Source organism: Pantoea phosphatilytica (assembly GCF_051025615.1).
GTDB lineage: Bacteria > Pseudomonadota > Gammaproteobacteria > Enterobacterales > Enterobacteriaceae > Pantoea.
The window spans coordinates 1,189,468-1,211,010 of sequence record NZ_JBPFDF010000001.1 but is presented as its reverse complement, the minus strand read 5'-3'; the positions used below and the strand labels follow the sequence as shown (position 1 = coordinate 1,211,010).

The window sequence follows — 21,543 nt, the reverse complement described above, 5'->3', positions numbered from 1 at the left end:
GCTTAAACTCCATTCGCAAGAAAAGGAGTACGGCATGAGCGCGATTTTTAACAGCGAGCCGATCCCGACGGATCCCACCCCGATTCCTGACCCGATTCCACATCCCCAGCCGCAACCCGATCCGCCGGGTGACCCGGAGTTTCCACCGATCATGGATCCGCCGCCACACCGCAATATATAAAAAAAGGGCGTGCTTCCGGAGCACGCCCTTAACCTGTCTGGTGCTTATTTTATCTGGAGCACATCCAGACGTGCGCTGATATCCGGTGCATCCTCATCAACTTCGCGCCAGCCTGCAGGCTGAGACGGCAGGGTTTCGCGGTCAAACGCCAGGTCGCCACCATCCACGACCGCATCACCATGTTTAATGCCTTTAAAATCGAACAGGCCGAAATCGGCCAGATGCGAGGGCACCACGTTCTGCATCGCGCTGAACATGGTTTCAATACGGCCGGGATAGCGCTTGTCCCAGTCACGCAGCATATCGGCCACGACCTGACGCTGCAGGTTCGGCTGAGAACCGCAAAGGTTGCAGGGGATAATCGGGAACTGACGCGCTTCCGAGAAGCGGATGATATCTTTTTCGCGGCAGTAGGCCAGCGGACGGATCACAATCTGCTTGCCGTCGTCGCTCATCAGTTTTGGCGGCATGCCTTTCATCTTCCCGCCATAGAACATGTTCAGGAACAGGGTCTGCAGGATATCATCGCGATGATGGCCGAGTGCGATTTTGGTGCAGCCCAGCTCTGTTGCCACGCGATAGAGGATGCCACGACGCAGGCGCGAACAGAGTGAACAGGTCGTTTTTCCTTCCGGGATCTTCTCTTTAACGATGGAGTAGGTATCTTCTTCGATAATCCGGTACTCAACCCCCTGCGCTTCAAGATACTGCGGCAGGATATGCTCCGGGAAGCCTGGCTGCTTCTGGTCGAGGTTTACCGCAATCAAGCTGAAGCTGACCGGCGCGCTCTTTTGCAGACTGCGCAGAATTTCCAGCATGGTGTAGCTGTCTTTGCCGCCCGACAGGCAGACCATGATGCGGTCGCCTTCTTCAATCATATTAAAATCAGCAATCGCTTCGCCGACATGACGACGCAGACGTTTCTGCAGCTTGTTAAGGTTGTACTGTTCTTTCTTGTCAACCGTTTGATTATCTTGCATTTTTACCTATCTCTGAATCCAGAAAGCACAGCGGAAGGGCAGATTATGGCGCGCCTCCAGCCAGACACTTCACTGCGGTGTCACGAATATGCAGCGTATGGTACGGATTGTTGCCGCGAATGCCAGTACCGGAGTAAAGATTCAGCGGAAAAGGGCGAAGTCTCAGGGCAGGGCTGGCAGGGAGGAGCACCCGATGAGATACGCGCCGCTCTCCAGAATCAGCGTCGTAAAGGGCAGGCTGAAGCAGCCGTACGACGCCTCAGCTGGCGGGCACATTCAGCCACTGACAATCGATTTCATCATTCTGAGTTGAACAGGAGGGGGGTGAGCTCTGAAAGGCATGATCACGCGCGCGATCAATTTTTGCGGCGCAACCCGCAAGCATAAAAATAGCCGCGACGGTTAACAGAAATTTCATCACAAAAAATCCGGTAAATAAAAATAGCATGCACCGCGTTTAATCAATCCCGGATAAACGGCGTCCGGTTTCTGTTTCTGATAATCTGATCCCCGTCAAATTAATTCACTTTCGCCCTGCGGGATATTAAAAAAAAGAGTCGCCCCGGGTTTTTAGGGGATCCGTCTGAAAGTGGGGCGCTGTTGAATATGCGTTAATCCGAAAGGTTTATAATAAAGATCGCTTTGCAGAAACCGGGAAATTTCTTCACGTCTGCCAGTTCGCGACACGCGTATCCGCCTGTGACGGCGCAACGGGAGCGGGTGAGGGTTTCGTTAATTTAAACAGCGTATTGTAAATAAATGCCAGGCAGGCGTTAAGCTGAAACGACGTGCATTGCGTATCGCACATTTCGGCAATACAGCCTGCCAGGGAAGCCGTTAAATAATCGGCTATCAAGGTAAATTAAATTTTAAGGTCTATGAGATATCCCTGTAACATTCAAAAAATAAAAAAGTACGGCATCCGATTTATTACGATGCTCATTCTCTTTTTACTCTGCTATGTTGCGGTGATGCATTATGCTGTGTTGTTGCTGGTCAACCGTCACGGCTTACTCCATTTTCTGCTGCACTGAATGTGAAACGATTAGCCGCAGGCTTTAAATATCCAGCGATAGGCGTGATGCAGAAAATGCCGGAGCATCTCCAGAAATCCCTCTGCACCCTCCTCAGCCAGACACTGTCCGGTCTCCAGCGCATTATTCACAGCGTTGCGATGATCGAGAATCATCATGATGGCGACCACGCCTGCAATCAGGGCAATGACGAGCACGCTTATCAGCGTCAGGCCTTTTTTATGCGTGGCAGCGGAGAGGGCAACCTCAGGTTGGTCAGAATGTTGGCGCATATTTCCCCGTTGAAATAGTAACGTTAAAAAACCATCGCGGATTATGGCATTGATTATCGGCAGGCTCTATGTCTCAGGTCAGGCTGATGACACATCTGGCGGTAAAAAAAGATTTACAGGAAAAGCGGGCGGTTGCAGTAACCGCCCGCTGTCACGTTCAGGAGTCAGACTGTGAGGCGTGGGGCAAAAATGGGATCACATCATCTCCAGCGACTGAACGCCTTTGATCTCCATGATCTTGTCATACAGATGTACATCGTTAGATCGACGGGAAAGCGTTACCTGAACGCTCAGTTCACACAGGCCGCTCTCCGCATCGCGGTTAATCACCGTGACATTGTTGTAGCGAATGCCTTCCCGCTGCATAACCAGCAGCACCAGCGGCACACTTTTGGGCTTCAGAAACACCAGCAGGGTATGGTGTTTGCCGATCAGCAGATGGCTCAGGCGGCGGAAGGCCTCCAGCACCAGCAGCGCCAGCACTGTGCCATAAATGCCGATCTCATACATGCCGCTTCCGATCACCAGACCGATGGCGGCGGTGACCCATAAACCCGCCGCGGTGGTTAATCCTTTCACCACCTGCTTCTGAATCATGATGGTGCCAGCACCCAGGAACCCCATGCCGCTGACTACCTGAGCGGCGATACGGCTGGGATCCAGCGCGACGTGGTCGCTGGTCAGCATGTCAGCGAAGCCATATTTTGACACCAGCATAAACATCGCACTGCCAATACCGACCAGAATATGGGTTCGCAGGCCCGCTTCCTTGGCGCGCATCTGACGTTCAAGGCCGATCAGACCGCCGAGAATGCCGGCCAGCGCAATGCGAATAAGCATATCCATCAACATGGCTTTACTCCGAAATGATAAAGGCCGAAAAAGAGTGACAGTTCAGTCATAGCAGGTAAACAAGATAATTCTGCTTGCAAATGACGCTGGAGAATTTTGTAAAAAGCTGTTTCACCTCTCGACCCCTTGTACTGCCTGACATATGCTGAGCCAGCCTTTAACCCCTATTCCCGGAGTCCGACTGATGAAAGCAGCCACCTTTTTGCTGGCCGGTGCCGCATTATTACTTTCTGCCTGCAGCAGCCACAGCGATGATAATGAGCCACCGCAACAAGCCACCGCCGCCCATATCCAGCCACGGGTAGTGATGTCTTCCCTGGCAGAAAGCAACTGTGCCAATGCAGGTGGAACCCTGGCGTTTTCACATCAGCTGGATGGTTCGCGCGTGGGGATGTGTCAGTTAGTGAATGGTCGCCGCTGTGATGAACAGGCGCTGATTGGCGGGAACTGCGCGCGCTGATAAACAGGCCGGATTGCACCGGCCCGCTTACTCAGGCAGAGACCCGGTTCGGACACGCTTCGCCGCGGTCGAGCTGGCTGAGATTATTCAGTGTGGTTTCAGAAATGGCGGTCAGTGCTTCGGCAGTTAAAAACGCCTGATGGCCGGTAAATAGCACGTTATGACACGCCGACAGACGGCGGAAGACATCGTCCTGAATCACATCGTTCGACTTATCTTCAAAGAACAGATCGCGCTCATTCTCATAGACATCCATGCCGAGCGCACCAATCTTCTGCTTTTTCAGTGCGTCAATCGCCGCCTGGGAATCAATCAGGCCGCCCCGGCTGGTGTTGATAATCATCACGCCATCGCGCATCTGATTAAACGCCTCCGCGTTGAGCAGATGATGATTTTCCGGCGTCATCGGGCAGTGCAGCGTGATAACGTGAGACTCGGCAAACAGCGTCTTCAGATCGACATATTCTGCACCCAGTTCCCGCGCCTGCTGGCTGGGATAAGGGTCAAACGCCAGCAGTCGCATACCAAACCCTTTCAGAATGCGCATCGTCGCCACCCCGATTTTTCCGGTCCCGATCACGCCCGCGGTTTTCTGATACATGTTAAAACCGGTCAGACCGTCGAGGGAGAAGTTCGCATCACGGGTGCGCTGATAGGCGCGATGGATGCGGCGATTCAGGGTCATCATCAGGCCGATGGTGTGTTCCGCGACCGCTTCCGGTGAGTAGGCGGGCACCCGTACCACCTCCAGGCCCAGCTCTTCAGCCGCAGCCAGATCCACATTGTTGAAACCGGCGCAGCGCAGCGCGATAGCTTTTACCCCCAGCCCGGCCAGCTCTTCCAGCACCGGACGACTGCCATCATCATTGACAAAAATACAGACGGCATCGCAACCCACTGCGGTTTTCGCCGTGTTCTCCGTGAGTAAAAAATCAAAAAAGAGCAGTTCAAAACCAAACTGCTGATTAACCTGCTCAAGGTATTTCTGATCGTAATGTTTAGTGCTGTAAACCGCGATCTTCATGGTTGTGCTCCTGCAGAGTGATAAACCAAGGATAACGTTTTCTGGCTGACTTTGCTGAAAGAGCTGACCGGCGTCTGGCGCAGACCTTCACCTCTGGCAGATTACATGCCATCATTCCTGTCAGGATACTGTAAGGAAAAGGATTATGGCTTTCATGCCACGGATTTTCCGGCGACGGCTGGCGGCGATTCTGGCGCTGATTTTGCTGCTGCTCGGCCTGATGCTGACTGTGACTCAATGGCTGCCGCGACTGGCCGGTATCTGGCTGCCCGCTGAGACCCGTATTGAGCTTGCTGGCGCACCACGCTGGCGCGACGGCGGCCTGTGGCTGCCGCAGATCCGCTATCTGGCGGCGGACTGTTCACTGGCCACCGTCAACGCAGTGTCACTGGGCTGGCATCAGTCGCGCTGGAAACTCAATGCAGCGGAACTGACGCTGGACAGCGCCTGCCTGCAGAAACTGCCTGCCAGTGAGCCAGACGCAGCCGCCCCCAGAACCCTGGCCGAATGGCAGGCGATGCTGCCCGGTGCCGATGTGCATCTGGGTAAAGTGGTCGTTGCGCCGTGGCAGACCTATGCGGGCTCCCTGGACCTGACGCTGGAAAAAGATCGCCAGCAGCTGACGTACCAGGGAGAGAATCTGCAGCTGGCGGCAACCCTGACCGGCCAGCAGCTGGCTGTCACGCGTTTGCGGTTTACCCATCCCGCACTGCCTGAGCCGATGACTCTCAGGGGGAATCTGCAGCTGCCTGCTTTCGCCACAGACCTGCCGGTGCAGGGCGAGGTCGCAGGGCAGCTCGCCCTGGCAGCACTGCCGCATCCTCTGCAGCTCACGCTTAACTGGCAGCAGCAGCAGGGTGAACTGCGTGTGGCGATGGCGGAACAGGAGAAACCGCTGCTCCGTTTACCGTGGCAGATAAGCCGCGATCAGATTCAGATTGAGCAGGGCGAATACGCCTGGCCGCTGGAGGCGCAGCCGCTCTCCGGGTTCGTTAACCTGACGCTGAATAACTGGCAGGCGGGCCTGGAGGGCAGCCAGATCACGGGGCGGATCAATCTGCTGACCCGGGGACGTGGCGGCAAGGGCAACGTCGTACTCGGCGTGGGGCCGGGTAACCTCAGCCTGACGGACAGCAACCTGCCGTTTCAGATCACGGGGGAAAGCAAACTGGCCGCCCTGCAACTCTACGGATCGGTACCGGGCCGGCTCAGCGGCTCCCTGCTTGACCCTCAGCTGGTGCTGCAGCCCAAATCGCTGCTGCGCCTGAAGGGCAGGATCCTGTCCACGCTGGAGGTGGATGAGGCGCGCTGGCCGCTGGCGGGCGTGCGGCTCTCGTCGCAGGGGATCGATGGCCGTCTGCAGGCGATCCTCACCGCGCACGACGCCAGTTTTGGCCGTTTCCGGCTCCATCTTGATGGCCGCGCCACCGACTTCTGGCCCGATAAAGGCGAATGGAACTGGCGCTACTGGGGCGGCGGCGAGATGCTGCCGCTGCAGGCGCGCTGGGATGTCAAAGGCACCGGTGGCTGGCACGATACGCTGATCCATCTGGACACGCTCTCCACCGGCTTTAACCAGCTGGCCTACGGCAGTGTTAACGTGGCCTCTCCGCGTCTGACGCTTACGGAACCGGTTAACTGGCAGCGCGATGTGGCGCAGCCTTCCTTTAAAGGCCATTTCCGTTTGCAGGCGGGCGAAACCCGCTTCAGCTATGGCGGCCGCCTGGCCGCGTCCACGCTCGATTTTGAGGCTAAAGGCCGCGACCCCGGCTATTTTCTCTGGCGGGGCGAGTTAAAGGCCGGTCGTGTGGGGCCGCTGCGCGTCAATGGCCGCTGGGATGGTGAGCGGCTGCGCGGTCAGGCCTGGTGGCCGACCCAGTCGCTGACGGTCTTTCAGCCGCTGCTCAGCCCCGACATGAAAATGCAGATACAGGATGGCAGCTTACAGGCGCAGGTGGCGTTTTCGGCCGCGCCGGATCAGGGATTCGAGGCCGGAGGCCACTGGCGAGTCAGACAGGGCAGCGTCTGGACGCCCGACAGTCAGGTTAACGGCATCGACTTCTCGCTGCCGTTCCGCTTCAGGGCCGATCACTGGCAGTTCGGCCAGCATGGCCCGGTGTCGCTGCGGATCGCGGAGATTAAAAACCAGTTCGCGATGCAGAATATTCGCGCCGACCTGCAGGGTAACTGGCCGTGGTCTGAAGCGGCACCGCTGACGCTGCAGAATGTCAGCCTCGATCTGCTGGGCGGCCAGATTACGCTGCCCGCGCTGCGGATGCCGCAACATGAACCCGCCCGGGTGTCGCTGCGTAACATCAGCCTGAGCAGGCTGGTGACGGCGCTGAAGCCCAAACAGTTTGCCATGTCGGGCAACGTCAACGGCGAACTGCCGTTATGGCTGAACAACCCACGCTGGCTGATCGAGAAAGGGTGGATTGCCAACAGTGGCGCGCTGACCTTCCGGCTGGACAAGGATATGGCGGATGCCATTACCCGCAATAACGTGGCGACCGGCGCTGCGCTGGACTGGCTGCGTTATATGGAGATCTCCCGCAGCTGGGCCACAATCAATCTGGATAACCTCGGCGACCTCTCAATGGAGGCGCAGGTGCAGGGCGTCAGCCGCTTCAGCAACCGTCGTCAGACGGTCAATCTTAACTATCATCACCAGGAAAATCTCTTTCAGCTCTGGCGCAGCCTGCGCTTCGGCGATAATTTGCAATCCTGGCTTGAGCAACATGCGACGTTGCCGTCGAACAAGGACACTTCACCATGAGCCTGAAGGCACTACTGGTAATGGCAGCCGGACTGCTGAGCATCGGCTGTGTGCCGCGCATTGAAGTCTCGGCACCCAAAGAGCCCATCACCATCAACATGAACGTCAGAATTGAGCACGAGATCCATATCAAAGTCGATAAGGATGTCGAAGCGTTACTGAAAAACCAGAGCGGTCTGTTTTGAGGAGAGGAACGATGAAACGCATAAGCGTGGCGCTTTTACTCGCTTTGACGATGGCGCAGCCCGCCTGGGCGCTGACGCTGGATCAGGCGCGGAAATCGGGCCGGGTAGGGGAAACGCTCTCCGGCTATCTGGCCGCGCGGGCGCAGGATCCTGAAACCCTGGCGCTGGTGCAGCGCATCAATGCCGGACGTCAGCAGCAGTACCAGCGTCTGGCGGATCAGAATCGTCTCTCTGTGGCGGATGTGGCGAGTATCGCCGGGCAAAAGCTGGTGAGCCGCGCGGGCGCGGGCGAATATGTCCGCGGCATCAACGGCCAGTGGCTGAGAAAAGAGACGGACAGCGACATCTCGCCATAAAAAAACCGGGTGCGTGGCCCGGTTCTTTTCGGTGTCATCCTGAGATGAGACGCCGTTATGCCGTCACGATCTGCGCGATAGCGTCTTTGGCTTCTGCGGTCGCTTTGCTGGCCACTTCCGGACCGTATGCGATGCCTTCAGCAAACACGAACTCGACGTCGGTGATGCCGATAAAGCCCAGGAACAGCTTTACGTAAGGGGTCAGCAGGTCTGACGGGGTATCTTTGTGGATGCCGCCACGGCTGGAGATCACAACCGCCTTTTTGCCTTTAACCAGGCCTTCCGGGCCAGCTTCGGTGTAGCGGAAGGTCACGCCAGCACGGGCGATCAGGTCAAAGTAGTTTTTCAGCTGCGTCGGGATATTGAAGTTGTACATTGGCGCGGCAATCACCACTTCATCATGCGCCTGCAGTTCCGCAATCAGTTCATCAGAGAGGTTCAGCGCGTCCTGCTGGCGGGGGGAGAGCGGCGTATCGGAAGGACGCATCGCACCCACTAACTCGCCATCCAGAACCGGAATCGGGTTAGCGGCCAGGTCGCGTACGGTCACTTCTTTACCCTGCGCCTTAGCCTGTTCAACATAGAAGTCAGCAAGCTGGCTTGACTGTGAGTAACCTGCAAGGATGCTTGATTTCAGAACTAAAACTTTGCTCATGGTAATTTCCTGTCTGTTACGCGGAAGGGTTCCCGCTCAATGGGTTACACTCTACGGTTATCAATGGTGCGGTGAAAGCGCAATATTTCGAGACCTATGTTCGAATTTATTGAATAAGCGTACCCGTTGTCAGACGCCGGAACGGTTCAGAATGTGCTATGATTCGCGCAATTATTTTATTAATTCAGCTGGTTATCCCGGCTTGCAGTGCCCGGTTTCACGCCGCAGCACTGTCTGAGTAAGGTACGTCACTATTATGTCATCTCCCGAAATCTCCCCACTGGACGCACTCCGGGCGCAGCTCGACGGCCTGATGCTGAGCGATCGTCAGCGTCTGCAGCGCCGTCTGCAGGGTGCCAGAAAAGTTAAAAATCCGCAGGCACAGCAGGGCATTGCCCGGGAGCTGGAGCAGGAAATTATTGCCGCCGGGCAGCGGGTGGCCCAGCGGCGTGCCGCCACGCCAGCCATTACGTTTCCTGACAACCTGCCGGTCAGCCAGAAGCAGCAGGATATTGCTGAGGCGATTCGCAATCACCAGGTGGTGATTGTGGCCGGTGAAACCGGCTCGGGTAAAACCACTCAGCTGCCCAAAATCTGTCTGGCACTGGGGCGTGGCGTCACCGGACTGATCGGTCATACGCAGCCGCGTCGTCTGGCAGCGCGAACCGTGGCGAACCGCATTGCCGATGAACTGGGCACCTCGCTGGGTGGCTGTGTCGGCTATAAAGTGCGCTTCAACGACCAGGTCAGCGATCTGACGCAGGTTAAGCTGATGACCGACGGTATCCTGCTGGCCGAGATCCAGCAGGATCGCCTGCTGATGCAGTATGACACCATCATCATCGATGAGGCGCACGAGCGCAGCCTGAATATCGACTTCCTGCTCGGCTATCTGCGTGAGCTGTTACCACGCCGTCCCGATCTGAAAGTCATCATCACCTCCGCCACCATCGATCCACAGCGATTCTCGCGTCACTTTAACCATGCGCCGGTGATCGAAGTCTCCGGCCGGACCTATCCGGTCGAGGTGCGCTACCGGCCGGTGGTCGACGAGGCGGATGAGGGCGATCGTGACCAGTTACAGGCGATTTTCGATGCGGTGGATGAGCTGGGGCGCGAGAGCCATGGCGACATCCTGATCTTTATGAGCGGCGAGCGCGAAATCCGCGACACCGCCGACGCGCTTAACAAGCGCGATCTGCCGCACACCGAGGTGCTGCCGCTCTATGCCCGCCTGTCGAACGCCGAACAGAACCGGGTCTTTCAGTCGCACAGCGGCCGCCGTATCGTGCTGGCGACCAACGTCGCCGAGACCTCGCTGACGGTGCCCGGCATCAAATATGTGATCGACCCCGGCACGGCCCGTATCAGCCGCTACAGCTTCCGCACCAAGGTGCAGCGCCTGCCGATTGAACCGATCTCCCAGGCCTCCGCCAACCAGCGAAAAGGGCGCTGTGGTCGTGTTTCAGACGGGATCTGCATCCGTCTCTACGCGGAAGATGATTTCCTGAGTCGTCCGGCGTTTACCGATCCGGAAATTCTGCGCACCAACCTGGCGTCGGTGATCCTGCAGATGACCGCGCTGGGGCTGGGCGATATCGCGGCCTTCCCGTTTGTGGAAGCACCCGACAAGCGCAACATTCAGGATGGTGTCCGTCTGCTGGAAGAGCTGGGCGCGCTGACGCTCAACGAAGAGACCGGTCACTATAAGCTCACCGGCTCCGGGCGTCAGCTGTCGCAGTTGCCGGTCGATCCCCGGCTGGCGCGGATGGTGCTGGAAGCGCAGAAATATGGCTGTGTGCGCGAAGTGATGATCATCACCGCAGGCCTGTCGATTCAGGATCCGCGCGAGCGTCCGGCCGAGAAGAAGCAGGCATCCGATGAGAAGCATCGCCGCTTTGCCGATAAAGATTCCGACTTTATGGCCTATGTGAACCTCTGGAACTATCTGGCGGAGCAGCAGAAGGCGCTGTCCGGCAATCTCTTCCGTCGGCAGTGCAAAAGTGACTTCCTGAACTACCTGCGCGTCAGGGAGTGGCAGGATATCTACACGCAGCTGCGTCAGGTGGTGCGTGAGCTGGGGATCCCGGTAAACAGCGAACCGGCCGAACTGCAGCAGGTGCACTGCGCGCTGCTGAGCGGGCTGCTGTCGCATATCGGCCAGAAAGACAGCGACAGGCAGGAGTATACCGGCGCGCGCAATACCCGTTTCGCCATCTTCCCCGGTTCCGGGCTGTTTAAGAAGCCGCCAAAGTGGACGATGGTGGCGGAGCTGGTGGAGACCAGCCGCCTGTGGGGCCGGACTGCGGGCCGGATCGAGCCGGAGTGGATCGAGCCGCTGGCGCAGCATCTGATCAAACGCAGCTACAGCGAGCCGCACTGGGAGAAATCGCAGGGCGCGGTGATGGCTTCCGAAAAGGTCACGCTTTACGGGCTGCCGATTGTTGCCGCGCGTAAGGTGAACTATGGCCGTATCGATCCGGTGCTGAGCCGTGAACTCTTTATCCGTCACGCGCTGGTGGAGGGCGACTGGCAGACCCGTCACGCCTTCTTCCGGGCCAACCAGAAACTGCGCAGCGAAGTAGAAGATCTGGAGCACAAGTCCCGTCGTCGCGACATTCTGGTCGACGATGAAACGCTGTTTGCCTTTTACGACCAGCGCATCGGCAAAGAGGTGGTGTCGGCGAAACATTTTGACAGCTGGTGGAAACAGGCCAGCCGTGAAAATGCGCAGCTGCTGAACTTCGACAGAGAGATGCTGATGAAAGAGGGCGCGAACAGCGTCAGCCAGCTCGACTATCCCAACTTCTGGCATCAGGGCAACCTGAAACTGAAGCTGAGCTATCAGTTCGAGCCGGGCGCGGATGCGGATGGCGTGACGGTGCATATTCCGCTGCCGCTGCTGAATCAGGTGGAGGATGCCGGATTTGAGTGGCAGATCCCCGGCATCCGTCGTGAGCTGATTATCGCGCTGATCAAGTCGCTGCCCAAACCGCTGCGCCGTCATATGGTGCCGGCACCTGACTATGCCGAGGCGTTCCTGGGCAGGGTCACGGCGATGGAGATGCCGCTGGTTGATGCGCTGGCGCGCGAGTTTCGCCGCATGACCGGCGTCACGCTGGACCGCGAAGAGTGGCAGTGGGAACAGGTGCCCGATCATCTGAAAATGACCTTCCGGGTGGTGGATGAGCACAATCGCAAACTGCTGGAAGGCAAAGATCTCACCGCGCTCAAAGCTCAGCTGAAAGGCAAAGTGCAGGAAACGCTGTCGAAAGTGGCCGACGATGGCCTGGAGCAGAGCGGGCTGCATATCTGGAGCTTTGGCGAGCTGCCCCGCAGCTACGAGCAGAAGCGCGGCAGTTATCAGGTCAAAGCCTGGCCGGCGCTGGTGGATGAGAAAGAGAGCGTGGCGATCCGCCTGTTTGACAGCGAGCAGGAGCAGCAGAAGATGATGTGGCGCGGCCAGCGTCGGCTGCTGCTGCTGAATGTGCCGTCGCCGGTGAAATATCTGCACGAAAAGCTGCCCAACAAAGCCAAGCTCGGCCTCTACTTCAATCCCTATGGCAAAGTGCTGGAGCTGATCGACGACTGCATCGCCTGTGGCATCGACAAGCTGATGGCGGAGGCGGGCGGTCCGGCCTGGGATCAGGCCACTTTCGAGCAGCTGCGTGACAAAGTGCGCGGCGAACTCAATGAGACCGTGGTCACCATCGCCAGTCAGGTCGAGCAGATCCTGACAGCCGTCTTCAACATCAACAAGCGTCTCAAGGGGCGGGTCGATATGACGATGGCGCTGGCGCTCTCTGATATCAAGGCGCAGATGAGCGGTCTGGTCTATCGCGGCTTTGTCACCGGAAACGGCTGGCAGCGGCTGGCCGATACGCTGCGTTATCTGCACGGCATCGAGCGCCGCCTGGAGAAACTGCCAGCCGATCCGCACAGCGATCGCGCCCGCATGTTAAAAGTGCAGGCGGTGGAGCAGGCTTATCAGGCGTGGCGGAATAAACTGCCGCCGCAGCGCCAGGATGATGAAGAGGTGCAGAACATCCGCTGGATGATCGAGGAGCTGCGCATCAGCTACTTTGCTCAGCAGCTGGGAACGCCTTATCCCATCTCGGATAAACGGATCCTGCAGACGATGGAGCAGATCGCGAACTAAGAGCGCCGGGGCGCGCGGTTAACGGCGCGCCCCGGACAGTGCGGTCTGGCTGGCTTACTGCGCGAGCGATTCCAGCTTGTCTTTGAACGAGGTGACGGCAATCGCGCGGTTGTCCGCCAGATAGCGATCTTTTGCAGCCGGCGCTGAACTCTGAACCGCAATTAACTGCCAGCCATTCTCGCTGTTAAGCAGCAGCGGAGAACCGCTGTCGCCCGGCAGCGTGTCGCACTGATGGGAAAGCACGGCGCGCTGCGCCCAGCCGGTGATCAGACAGTTACTGTGGGAGTAGAGCGTATCAAGATGATCGGCCGGATAGCCCGCCTGGGTCACCTTGCGGCCGGTCAGTTTCAGCGCGGCCGTGAGATCGCTGCGTGAACCGTCGAACAGGGGGATTGGCGTAATCGCTGACGGCGGATTGCGCAGTATCACAATGCCGTAATCATAGGGTGCCGCACTGCTCGGTACGATCCAGCCTTCACCATCCGCCTTTAATTTTGACGCCAGCGAGGGTTCAACCCGCGCGTCGATATCATGCAGCTCGTAGCGCCAGCCTTTGTCGCTGGCCATAAAACGCAGCGCCACCGGCTTATCAAATTTACCCGGCGGGGCGAGCAGACAGTGTCCGGCGGTCAGCGCCAGATGCGGAGAGATGAGCGTCGCGGTGCAGAGGTTGCCGCTTTCGGTCTCCAGCTGGCCAATCGCATCCCAGGGTGCTGCGGTAATATCGGTGATAGCCTGACGATGGTCCTTGCCGAAGAACAGCATTTTAATCTCGGCAGGCGTCGGTGAGTCATCGTCATCATCGGCATGAACAGTAGTGGCAAAGCTGAAAAGTCCAACCATTAACAGGGTAGCCAGGCGCATAGAAATCTCAATGGCGAGAAAAGTAACGTTATTGTTATTCCGCAGGTACGGTAACTATAGTCGGTGAGCGTTGAAAAAGGGAGTTTTATTGGTTAATCAGTACGCTACAGCGATCAAATAAAAAAGCTTGCTGCAACAATGCCACACAGGATCATAACCAGCAGAATAATTTCGAAGCGATAGCGACGCACCATTTTTTCCACCTCAGTAAAGAAACACCCGGCAGAACCGGGTGTTTTTAATCATTATCGCGTGGCCGTGCGTGACAGGCGACCTTAGTTTTTAGCAGCTGATTTCACAACTTTTTTGTGGTGCATCTTTTTAGCGGCCTGCGCTTTCTGAGCCGGTTTTACCGCTTTTTTGTGGTGCATTTTTTTAGCAGCCTGCGCTTTCTGTGCAGCTACTTTTTTGTGGTGAACTTTTTTAGCAGCCTGGGCTTTCTGAGCGGCTGGCTGAGTGGCTTTCTTGTGGTGCACTTTTTTAGCAGCCTGCGCTTTCTGTGCAGCCGCTTTCTTGTGGTGAACTTTCTTAGCAGCCTGCGCTTTCTGCGCTGCATCTTTCTTCACTGCTTTTTTGTGGTGTTTCTTAGCAGCCTGGGCTTTCTGCGCAGCTTTATGGTGTTTCTTGTGCGCAGTTTTGTGAACGGTTTTAGCCGGTGCAGCAGCGGTAGTGGTGGTGGTTGTTGCGGCTGGCGCAGCAGCAGCTGGAGCAGCTGTGGTGTCAGCAGCGAAAGCAACAGAAGACATACCCATAGCAGCGGCGACAACCAGTGCAAATAATTTTTTCATTGCAAATCCCTCGAAGACTATTTTTTCATGTGTAGCCCACTGCGGGGCCGGTGAAGAGACTATAGGGAAAGCAATGCGCGGTGTCCGTGGGTGTTTGGTATCGGCGTGTAACCGATTGTACAAAGGGGGGGAAGGGGCGGCCGGCAGGCCGCCCTGACACTCAGTTATTCAGGTAACGCTGCTCAAGATGCTGGCGGAAAAACGCCGGGTTCAGCGCTTCACCGGTGGCGTTGATCAGCAGTTGATCGGTGGAGAAACGGCTGCCGTGCTGCCAGATATTCTGTTGCAGCCAGTCGAAGACCGGCTGCAGTTCACCGTGCTGAATCAGCTCGCTGAGCTGCGGAATGGCCTGTTTCACCGCCCGGAACAGCTGTGCGGCGTACATCGCGCCCAGCGTGTAGGTCGGGAAGTAGCCAAAGGCGCCGTCGGTCCAGTGAATGTCCTGCATACAGCCGTCACGGTAGTTCCCGCGGGTGTCCAGCCCCAGCGACTGCATCATCTTCTCATCCCAGAGCGCCGGGATATCCTCAACCTCAATGTCGCCCTCAATCAGCGCCTGCTCGATCTCATAGCGCAGAATGACATGGGCCGGGTAGCTCAGCTCATCGGCGTCAACCCGGATCAGGCCCGGTTCTACACGCTGGGCGAGGCGCACGAAATTATCCGCCTGCAGGGCGGGCTGATCGCCGAAGGTGGCCGTTATCTGCGGCAGAATACGCTGCAGGAATTCACGGCTGCGGCCCAGCTGCATCTCCATAAACAGGCTCTGGGACTCATGGATCGCGGTGGAACGCGCCAGCGCCACCGGCTGACCGCGCCACTGCTGCGGCAGATTCTGCTCATAGCGGGCGTGGCCGGTTTCATGAATCACGCCCATCATGGCGCTGAGAAACTCCGCCTCGTTGTAGCGGGTGGTGATGCGCACATCTTCCGGCACGCCGCCGCAGAAGGGGTGCGCACTGATGTCCAGCCGGCCATGATTAAAGTCGAAGCCCAGCGTCTCCATGATGCTCAGGCCGAGCTGGCGCTGGGCAGGCACCGCGAACGGCCCCTGCGGCACGATCACCTGCTGCTGCGCCTGTTTTTCCACCACCTTCTGCAGCAGGTCGGGCAGCCAGGTTTTCAGTTCGCCAAAGGTCGCATCCAGCCGGGCGCGTGTCATCCCCGGCTCGTAAAGATCCAGCAGCGCGTCGTAGCGCGAAGCGCCGCTGGCGTCGGCACGGCGCTGTGCCTCTTCGCGGCTCAGGCGCACCACCTCTTTGAGGTTGGCGGCGAAACCCTGCCAGTCGTTGGCCGGTCGCTGCGTGCGCCAGGCGTGTTCACAGACTGAACCGGCGATCGACTTCGCTTCAACGAACGTATCGGGCAGCAGGGTCGCCTGCTGGTAAGCCCGCTGCATCTCATTCAGATTGGCGCGCTCGACGTCGTTGAGCGACTCCTGCCCGGCGGCCCGGAGCCATTCCCCGACCTGCGGGGCGGTCAGGATCTGATGCTGCAGAACACTCATTTCGGCCAGGGCTTCCCCCCGTGCCTGACTGCCGCCCGGCGGCATGGTGGTCTGCATGTCACAACCGGCGATAGCGGTGACGTGGCTGAAACGGGAGAGACGCTGAAAGGTCGCGGTAAGGTGCTGATACGCTGAGGTCACGCAGGACTCCTTGTGTTTTATCGCAGCGGAATTTCCCGCAAGGTTAAATCAACCGGCCAGCAAAAGCGAACGCTGGCACCGCCCAGCGGGCTGGCTTCAATCATGACGCTGCCGCCCAGTGCCTGGGCGATCGAGTGGACGATCGCCAGGCCAAGGCCGCAGCCGCCGGTGGCGCGGTCACGGCTGGGATCGAGCCGGACAAAAGGTTCAAACACCCGTTCGCGCTCTTCAGGCGGGATGCCCGGCCCATCGTCTTCCACCTGCAGACAGCCGGTCGGGCCGTCGAACCATAAACTGACGCGCAGCCGCTGCCGGGCATAGCGCAGGGCGTTGTTGACCAGATTATCCAGCACCCGCTCCATCAGGCGGCTATCGGAGACGCCGATGTTTTCGCGCTGCGGCAGGTCCAGATCGAGCCGCATCCCGGGATTGATGGTGCGAAAATCATCCAGCCGCTCACGCAGCCAGCTAGCCAAATCCTGTCTCTTCAGGTTGAGATCGACGCGCGGGCGGTCAAGGCGCGCATAGGTCAGCAGCTCTTCGATCAGGCTCTCCAGCTGGCCGATATCGCGATTCAGCGCCACCCGTTCGTTATCTGTCAGGTTATCGCTCATCTCCAGCCGGTAACGCAGGCGCACCAGCGGAGTGCGCAGCTCATGCGCGATCCCATCGATCAGCTGCTTCTTGCTGGCGACCAGGGTATTGATGTTCTCGGCCATCTGGTTAAACGCGATGCCGAGCCGGAACAGGCTGGAGGTGCTGTCGAAATGGGTACGCACATCCAGCTCGCCGCGGCCAAACCGCTGCGCTGCTTTCTCCAGACGCTGCATCTCCTGCCAGTGAGGCCGCAGCCAGATAAACACCGGCAGCGCCAGCGACATGCCGATAAAGACCAGCAGGGCTATGTCCAGCAGGCGCATCTGATGCAGATAGAAGAGGTAAGGGATCGGCCCGACCGACAACACATAGTGGCTGCGGGGAATATGCTGCAGGAAGGTGTACTGGTCGTCGAGCGCCACAATCTCGCCAGCCCGCAATCGGCGCATATTCCCCTCATCGAGCTGGAATTTGTTCATCGGCTCGATATGCAGATCGAACGATAAACCGAGGTCGAGACTCTTGATGGTCTTGTTCCAGTCGCGCGGCGGGATCTCACGCAGTTCGCTGCGGATCAGATAGAGCGAGCTGGCCATCAGATCGTTCATCGACTGGCGGCCCGCACGTTCTGCGGTGAACTTGTAGACCAGCCCTACCAGCAGCGCCATCACCAGGAAGCAGACGAACAGCAGCAGATAGAACTGAATAAAGAGCTTTCTCATAGTACGCGGGTATCCCAGGCCTGGGGGGCAAACAGATAGCCTTTGTTGCGGATAGTCTTGATGCGGAACGGCTCGGTGGCGCTGTCATGCAGCTTCTTGCGCAGGCGCGAGATCGCAACGTCGATGCTGCGGTCGAGCCCGTCGTAGCTGACACCGCGCAGGGTTTTCAGCAGCGCATCGCGGTTAAGCGTCTGCCCCGCATGGCTGGCGAGCACCCACAGCAGATCAAAATCTGCGGTCGACAGCGCGATCTGCTCATCAAACAGCGTGACCTGACGATTCAGGGCATCGATAGTCAGCGAGCCAAAGCGCAGCATCCGGTTGGCCGCCGGTGCGCTGGGGGTATCCTCCGGCTGGCCCTGGGTTGACTGACGCAGATGCAGGCGCAGGCGGGCCAGCAGCACCGCCGGAGGCGTGGTCTTCAGAATGTAATCCTGGGCACCCATCTCCAGGGCCAGAATATGGTTCATGTCGCTGTCCAGCGAGGTGAGCAACACGATGGGGCCCTGCCAGTTGGCCCGCAGATCCCGACAGATGGTCATGCCATCTTTGCCCGGCAGCATGATATCCAGCATCACCAGATCGGGCTGCTGCTCGGCGATCACCGCCTCAGCGCGATCCCCGCGGGTCTCAACAATCACCTCAATGTCGTGACGACCGAGGTAGGCCGCAATCAGTGAACCCACTTCGGGTTCATCTTCAACATAAACAATTTTGTTCATAGTTCACAAAGCAGAGACAGGGGTGGGCGAAAGCATATCTTTTCCTGGTCCTGAGCTCTACGTTATCGCACGAAATATCCGTGGCTTGCTGGTATATAACCGGCAAAATGTGTAATCATTAGCGCGGCCTTTCTGCGCCAGGTTTGGGATATTGATGATTACCATGAGGAGCGTTAGTGTGTCTGATAAAGAGCTGGCATCAGCCATATACCCCGACCGCATCTGCTTCAATTACAGTGACTTTCTCTCCGCTTCCTGCAAAAAACGCTGGAGCTTCGTCGATGCTATTTATGGTGTGATGCCGATATTTGGCATGGTGACACGTAAATCGGCACACCGCTTACAGGGCAGTGACGACCCGTTAAAAGAATTAGCATTACAAATCATTTCTACCCAGGTCAGCGACGAAATCAATATCGCGCGGCTGATTACGCTGGCGGAACAGCAGCGTATCAGCCGCTTCGATATTCAGCTACCGTATCCGCTGTCGGCGGAGCAGCTGGACGCGATTCATCATGAATATGCGAAGCCGCTGAATCTTACACAGCAGGATGACCTGCTGTGCGTCTCGATTCCTCTGCAGTCACACTAAGCCGTCAGCTGCCATACGGCGGGCAGCGTAGCCGCAATCAGTAATCCCATTGCAATCCGCTCCAGCGTGGTCAGCGCAATCTCTGCGCGGCCGCCGCGACGGGCAAACAGAAACAGCAGCAGGCCGGGAGTATAGAGCACCACGGACATCATCAGGTGCAGCGGCCCCGACGCGTAGAGCAGCCAGATGCCATACAGACTCGCGCCGATGCCGGTCGCCAGCGCCAGCGGCTTGCGCTGCCCATAGACGACCTTGATCAGATATAACCCCACCAGCAGATAGGGCACCAGGATCATCTCCGACGCGATGGTGAGCAGGTTGTTGTAGTCGGCCCCGGTCAGCGCAATCAGGATCAGGCAGAACTGGATGCTGCCGTTGGTCAGCCACAGCGAGGCGGCCGGTGCGTTATGGCGGTTCTGACGGGCGATGCTGCGCGGAAAGGCACCCTGCTGCGCTGCGATCAGCGGTACTTCAGCGGCCATAATCGTCCAGCTCAGATAGGCGCCGCACACCGAAATAATCAGGCCCACCGCAATCACCGCATCGCCCCAGTTGCCCATCAGTCGGGTCATTAACCCGGCCATTGAGGGGTTGCGCATCCCGGCCAGCTCCGCGCGTGGCACCACGCCCAGCGACAGCAGTGTGACCAGCAGATAGACCAGCAGGGCGGCCAGCACGGCCAGCAGCGTGGCCCGGCCCACATCCTTTTTCTGACGCGCGCGGGCAGAAACCACCACCGCGCCTTCGACCCCGATAAAGACCCACAGGGTGATCAGCATGGTCTGCTTGATCTGCTCCCACAGCGGCTGCCCCAGCGTAACGCCGGAAAAATCGAAGCGGAAGCGATCATAGTTAAACGCCATCACTGCCAGCACAATAAACAACAGCAGCGGCACCAGCTTGCCCAGTGTCGCCATCAGGTTGATGCTGGCTGCCGTCTGTACGCCGCGCAGCACCAGCCAGTGAACCAGCCAGAGCAGCACGGAAGCGCCCAGCATGGCCTGCCAGGTATTGCCGTCGCCGAAGATCACCCGGTCCGGCGTGTCGGTGAAGAAGCTCAGGGCGGAGAAAACGATCACCAGATAGGAGACGTTGGCGATCACGGCGCAGAGCCAGTAGCCCCAGGCGGAGCAGAAGCCCATCAGTTCGCCAAATCCGGCACGGGCATAGGTAAAGATCCCGCCGTCCAGATCGGGCTTCAGGCGGGTCAGCAGCAGCATCGCCAGCGACAGAAAAATAATGCCGACGCCGGTGATTAACCAGCCCAGCAGCAGTGCCGCCGGACCTGCCACCGCAGCCATATTTTGCGGCAGGCTGAACACGCCGGCGCCCAGCATCGAGCTGAGCACCAGCGCCGTCAGCGCACCGAGACCTAATTTTTTCTCCAAAACAACCTTCCCGCTAGCATATATGGCTGGGTAATCCGGTTTTCATCACTGAGATATCGCAGCGCAGCCGCAATTGACAGAGACAATGTCCGGTGAAACAGGCGGCAGATTTTACGGAGTGTGGCAGGGGATGGCAATGCGTGACTATGCAAATCAGCGCAGGAATTATGCAAACAGCAGGGCGGCTGACGCCGCCCTGAAAGGATTACTTAAACAGGTCCGCGGTAACGGTCAGGTTGCCGCCACTCTGGTTCTGCCACTGACGGGTGACGTGGTAGAACTTCGCCCCTCTGTCGGCCGCACGCTTCGCCACTTCTTCTGAGACCTCTGTCGGGGTGCCGAAGTGTCCGGTGAAAGTTACGGTATCGAACGGCTGCATCTGCGCGGCCGTAATCGCGTTCACTTCCTGCACGGATTTGCCGTTTGGCAGATTCACCGTGTAGCGCTTACCGGTAGAGCTTTGCGTTTCGAAGAAACGACCCACTTTACTGCTTGGCGTTTCAGACGAGGCTACGCCAGGGATCTCGACGTTAGCCGCCGCTGCGCCACCGGCTGCCAGCGCGGCTTTACCCGCTTCGGAATCGGCCGGGATGGCGTTCGGGTTCTGCACCACGCGCGCTTTTGCATCGGCTTTATAGACATAAGCCGTCACGTACTGGTTGCCGCCGCTGTTAGCGTCGATCTGGCGAACGATAAAGAAGGAGGCGGCGCCTTTCTGTTTCGCGGCTTTGGAGATCGCGTCGTTAACGTCCGGCTGGCTGGCAAAGAAGCCGCTGACCGAAACGGTATCAAAAGGCTCCAGCCGGTAGGCCTCCGCTTTTGGCAGTTCGTTGACGCCGTTAAAGCGACGGTAGGTTTTAGTGTCTGAGGCTGCCGGGGCATCGGCTTTATAGAGGTCGGCGGTGACGCGCCAGTTGCCGCTGTTGCCGTTGCTGTCGTTAATCCCCTGAATGTAGAAAGAGGCGGCGCCCAGCTGATCTGCACGCTTCGACACCGCATCGGCAGCGTCGCCAATTGCGTTGAAACGGCCGGTGATATTAATACGTTCGAATGGCTTCAACGCGGCCGCTTTTTCTGGCGTTAACTCCTGCGCAGCGAATGCATTGGCTGCCAGCAGGGACAACAGAGTGGACGCCAGAATAGTGTTCTTCAGCTTCATAAAAATAATCCTTCGCCTTACGCAAAAATGAGTACGAAAACGTGCTGGACTCTTGATGTATAACAGATTAGCCGCTGATTATTGCATGTTATAAACAGACTGTCGCAGCGATTTTTTGTCTCACATCGC

20 protein-coding genes are annotated in these 21,543 nt (G+C 58.0%); 7 read left to right on the top strand and 13 right to left on the bottom strand.

The genetic code is table 11. The features are described 5' to 3' along the window. Window positions 1–34: 34 nt before the first annotated feature. Window positions 35–181, top strand: coding sequence for a proline-rich small protein YnaL (gene ynaL / locus ACR6AS_RS05980; protein ID WP_167498275.1), 147 nt, complete (start codon window positions 35–37; stop codon window positions 179–181). 44 nt (window positions 182–225) lie between these two features. Here ynaL and ttcA read toward each other — a convergent pair whose 3' ends face one another. The 3 genes from ttcA to ACR6AS_RS05965 form a co-directional block, all read right to left on the bottom strand. After that, window positions 226–1,161 carry a tRNA 2-thiocytidine(32) synthetase TtcA gene (ttcA, locus tag ACR6AS_RS05975; RefSeq protein WP_111139490.1) on the bottom strand — a complete coding sequence of 312 codons (936 nt, stop codon included), beginning with the start codon at window positions 1,159–1,161 and terminating at the stop codon, window positions 226–228. A gap of 1,045 nt (window positions 1,162–2,206) precedes the next feature. Beyond that, entirely contained in the window at window positions 2,207–2,467 is a 261-nt protein-coding gene (locus ACR6AS_RS05970) for a hypothetical protein (protein ID WP_293770197.1), read from the bottom strand. A gap of 195 nt (window positions 2,468–2,662) precedes the next feature. Then, entirely contained in the window at window positions 2,663–3,319 is a 657-nt protein-coding gene (locus ACR6AS_RS05965) for an MgtC/SapB family protein (RefSeq protein ID WP_111139492.1), read from the bottom strand. A gap of 184 nt (window positions 3,320–3,503) precedes the next feature. On the opposite strand from ACR6AS_RS05965, the gene ACR6AS_RS05960 reads away from it, so the two are divergent. Then, a complete protein-coding gene (locus tag ACR6AS_RS05960) occupies window positions 3,504–3,779 on the top strand; it encodes a putative hemolysin (protein ID WP_111139493.1) in 276 nt (91 codons plus the stop codon). A 31-nt stretch (window positions 3,780–3,810) separates the two neighbouring features. Here the strand turns inward: ACR6AS_RS05960 and ACR6AS_RS05955 are convergent, their stop codons facing one another. Beyond that, a complete protein-coding gene (locus tag ACR6AS_RS05955; RefSeq protein WP_111139494.1) occupies window positions 3,811–4,803 on the bottom strand; it encodes a 2-hydroxyacid dehydrogenase in 993 nt (330 codons plus the stop codon). 145 nt (window positions 4,804–4,948) lie between these two features. Between ACR6AS_RS05955 and ACR6AS_RS05950 the strand changes: the two genes are divergently transcribed. The 3 genes from ACR6AS_RS05950 to ACR6AS_RS05940 are packed head-to-tail and all read left to right on the top strand — an operon-like array spanning window position 4,949 to window position 8,120. Next, window positions 4,949–7,579, top strand: a complete 2,631-nt coding sequence (locus ACR6AS_RS05950; RefSeq protein ID WP_434161470.1) for a YdbH family protein — start codon at window positions 4,949–4,951, stop codon at window positions 7,577–7,579. Further along, window positions 7,576–7,764: a YnbE family lipoprotein gene (locus ACR6AS_RS05945; RefSeq protein ID WP_111139496.1), complete on the top strand. Its 189-nt coding sequence runs from the start codon at window positions 7,576–7,578 to the stop codon at window positions 7,762–7,764. Before ACR6AS_RS05950 ends, ACR6AS_RS05945 begins: the two co-directional genes overlap by 4 nt. 11 nt (window positions 7,765–7,775) lie before the next feature. Continuing rightward, window positions 7,776–8,120: a YdbL family probable chaperone protein gene (locus ACR6AS_RS05940; protein WP_111139497.1), complete on the top strand. Its 345-nt coding sequence runs from the start codon at window positions 7,776–7,778 to the stop codon at window positions 8,118–8,120. A gap of 55 nt (window positions 8,121–8,175) precedes the next feature. Here ACR6AS_RS05940 and azoR read toward each other — a convergent pair whose 3' ends face one another. Continuing rightward, window positions 8,176–8,775: an FMN-dependent NADH-azoreductase gene (azoR, locus tag ACR6AS_RS05935; RefSeq protein ID WP_293770184.1), complete on the bottom strand. Its 600-nt coding sequence runs from the start codon at window positions 8,773–8,775 to the stop codon at window positions 8,176–8,178. 256 nt (window positions 8,776–9,031) lie between these two features. Between azoR and hrpA the strand changes: the two genes are divergently transcribed. Beyond that, window positions 9,032–12,934 (top strand): ATP-dependent RNA helicase HrpA, encoded by a 3,903-nt coding sequence (gene hrpA, locus ACR6AS_RS05930; RefSeq protein ID WP_111139499.1) that lies wholly within the window; start codon window positions 9,032–9,034, stop codon window positions 12,932–12,934. Window positions 12,935–12,988: 54 nt separating this feature from the next. Here the strand turns inward: hrpA and ACR6AS_RS05925 are convergent, their stop codons facing one another. From ACR6AS_RS05925 to rstA, 6 genes are all read right to left on the bottom strand, one after another. Then, window positions 12,989–13,798: a trypsin-like serine peptidase gene (locus ACR6AS_RS05925; protein ID WP_111139500.1), complete on the bottom strand. Its 810-nt coding sequence runs from the start codon at window positions 13,796–13,798 to the stop codon at window positions 12,989–12,991. A 113-nt stretch (window positions 13,799–13,911) separates the two neighbouring features. Next, window positions 13,912–13,992 (bottom strand): small membrane protein YdgU, encoded by an 81-nt coding sequence (gene ydgU / locus ACR6AS_RS20530; RefSeq protein WP_009090068.1) that lies wholly within the window; start codon window positions 13,990–13,992, stop codon window positions 13,912–13,914. 81 nt (window positions 13,993–14,073) lie between these two features. Beyond that, window positions 14,074–14,586: an acid resistance repetitive basic protein Asr gene (asr, locus tag ACR6AS_RS05920; protein ID WP_111139501.1), complete on the bottom strand. Its 513-nt coding sequence runs from the start codon at window positions 14,584–14,586 to the stop codon at window positions 14,074–14,076. 160 nt (window positions 14,587–14,746) lie between these two features. After that, window positions 14,747–16,234 (bottom strand): carboxypeptidase M32, encoded by a 1,488-nt coding sequence (locus ACR6AS_RS05915; RefSeq protein ID WP_111139502.1) that lies wholly within the window; start codon window positions 16,232–16,234, stop codon window positions 14,747–14,749. Window positions 16,235–16,251: 17 nt separating this feature from the next. Next, complete coding sequence (rstB, locus tag ACR6AS_RS05910) at window positions 16,252–17,553, bottom strand: two-component system sensor histidine kinase RstB (protein WP_367395511.1); 1,302 nt, start codon at window positions 17,551–17,553, stop codon at window positions 16,252–16,254. Then, window positions 17,550–18,275, bottom strand: coding sequence for a two-component system response regulator RstA (gene rstA, locus ACR6AS_RS05905; RefSeq protein WP_111139504.1), 726 nt, complete (start codon window positions 18,273–18,275; stop codon window positions 17,550–17,552). Before rstA ends, rstB begins: the two co-directional genes overlap by 4 nt. A 178-nt stretch (window positions 18,276–18,453) precedes the next feature. On the opposite strand from rstA, the gene ACR6AS_RS05900 reads away from it, so the two are divergent. After that, entirely contained in the window at window positions 18,454–18,867 is a 414-nt protein-coding gene (locus ACR6AS_RS05900; RefSeq protein WP_111139505.1) for a hypothetical protein, read from the top strand. Here ACR6AS_RS05900 and ACR6AS_RS05895 read toward each other — a convergent pair. Next, window positions 18,864–20,255, bottom strand: coding sequence for a basic amino acid/polyamine antiporter (locus ACR6AS_RS05895; protein WP_434161466.1), 1,392 nt, complete (start codon window positions 20,253–20,255; stop codon window positions 18,864–18,866). The genes ACR6AS_RS05900 and ACR6AS_RS05895 overlap by 4 nt on opposite strands. A 205-nt stretch (window positions 20,256–20,460) precedes the next feature. After that, window positions 20,461–21,414: a DUF1471 family protein YdgH gene (ydgH, locus tag ACR6AS_RS05890; protein ID WP_293770166.1), complete on the bottom strand. Its 954-nt coding sequence runs from the start codon at window positions 21,412–21,414 to the stop codon at window positions 20,461–20,463. Between the last annotated feature and the right edge of the window lie 129 nt (window positions 21,415–21,543).